At 69.5% G+C, this 2,207-nt stretch carries 1 pseudogene; it reads left to right on the forward strand.

The features are described 5' to 3' along the window. Positions 1–2,207: pseudogene (locus QX039_RS33010) on the forward strand (hypothetical protein); the annotation flags it as partial.

Raw genomic sequence — 2,207 nt, forward strand, 5'->3', positions numbered from 1 at the left:
GGGACGCTGCAGTGCTCGAACTGCCACACCAACACCGCGGCGAGCTTCGCCACCTACACCATGAACCACGCGGCGGTATCGACCGCGCGCTGCGACAGCTGTCACAACGGCAGCTACACCGGCCAGGGCACCAAGGGGGCCATGGGCACGGCGTCGTATCCGAACCACGTTGCGACAGGCGGCGCCGACTGCGTCAGCTGTCATGCCAAGGCGGCCTCGGGCGGCTTCACCAGCTGGGGCGGCGCCGCCTTTGCTCACAAGGCCACCGACACCAACTGCGCGACCTGCCACAACGGCAAGACCGCGATGGGCATGACGACGCCGCCGCACATCCCGACCGGCACGCTGCAGTGCTCGAACTGCCACACCAACACCGCGGCGAGCTTCGCCACCTACACCATGAACCACGCGGCGGTCTCGACCGCGCGCTGCGACAGCTGTCACAACGGCAGCTACACCGGCCAGGGCACCAAGGGTGCCATGGGCACGGCGTCGTATCCGAACCATGTCGCCACCGGCGGCGCCGACTGCGTCAGCTGTCACGCCAAGGCGGCCTCGGGCGGCTTCACCAGCTGGGGCGGCGCGGCGTTCAAGCATGCCGCGACCGACACCAACTGCGCGACCTGCCACAACGGCAAGACCGCGCAGGGCATGACGACGCCGCCGCACATCCCGACCGGGACGCTGCAGTGCTCGAACTGCCACAGCAACACCGCGGCGAGCTTCGCCACCTACACCATGAACCACGCGGCGGTCTCGACCGCGCGCTGCGACAGCTGTCACAACGGCAGCTTCACCGGCCAGGGCACCAAGGGCGCCATGGGCACGGCGTCGTACCCGGGCCACGTCGCCACCGGTGGCGCCGACTGCGTCAGCTGTCACGCCAAGGCGGCCTCGGGCGGCTTCACCAGCTGGGGCGGCGCGGCGTTCACCCACTCCGCGGCCAACACCAATTGCTCCGCCTGTCACAATGGCTCGAGCGCGAAGGGTTTGACCACGCCGCCGCACATTCCGGTGACCGGCGTCCAGTGCTCGAACTGCCACACCAACACCGCGGCGAGCTTCGCCACCTACACGATGAGCCATACCGCCGTGCATGCGACGCGCTGCGACAGCTGTCACAATGGCGCCTATCGCGGCCAGGGCCGCAGAGGCGCGCAGGGGCCGGATCACAGTGCCAAGTCACAGGATTGCGGCTGCTGCCACGTGCGCGCTGCCGCCAACTTCTCGACCTGGGACGACGACCCGCAGAAGCCGGCCGCGGGTTGTTCGACCACGGCCAGGTCGGTAGTCCCCGCTCAGGCGCCCGTCGCCAAGGCGGTGACGCCAGCCACGACCGCCAACCGGACGATGACGGCGGCCACGACTCCCGAGTCCGCATCGGGCACGAGCGCAGCGCCGGCCACGGCTGCGGCCGGCGCGGCTGCGAAGCCTGCCGCACCATCCAGTTCGACGCTCTTGTTCAGCAGCAAGCCGCTGGCGAATACAGCTGCGACGTCGGCGGCCGCGACGACCGATCCTCGAGCAGGGGCCCCGGCCGGTGCGCCTGCCGCCTCCAAACCCGACGGCGCGGCGAAAGCTGGTGACGCGGCGTCGGTGTCGCAGCCGCTGAGCACTCTCCCGCGGATGACATCCGCCCCTTCAGCGCCTGTGCCGAACGATCCGCGCAGCAAGCTCCTGCCTTCGATCGGTGCCGCCAATCCTGATGCAATGGAGTCGCAGAACGCAGGTCGGGTTCCATCGCTGCTGCCGACGGTCAATCCGAGGGCAGGGCTTGCCGGCTCGAGCGCCACGGAGGCCGGCTCGAGATTCAACCACATGACGGCGCAGGGACCGTGCGCATCCTGCCACAACGGCATGAGTGCGCCTGGCAAGCCGTCGAAGCACATTGCGACTGCGGCGCCGTGCGAGACCTGCCACAAGAGCACGACGACGTTCAGCGGAGCCCGCTTCAGCCACACCGGGACGACAGCGGCCTGCGCGAGCTGTCACAACGGCATGGCCGCGACCGGCAAGCCGCAGAAGCACGTCGCGACCAATGCGCCGTGCGAGACCTGCCACAAGAGCACGACGACGTTCAGCGGAGCTCGCTTCAGCCACACCGGGACGACGGCGGCCTGCGCGAGCTGCCACAACGGCATGGCCGCGACCGGCAAGCCGCAGAAGCACGTCGCGACCAATGCGCCGTGCGAGACCTGCCACAAGAG

This window comes from Bradyrhizobium sp. SZCCHNR1043, assembly GCF_032489675.1.
GTDB lineage: Bacteria > Pseudomonadota > Alphaproteobacteria > Rhizobiales > Xanthobacteraceae > Bradyrhizobium.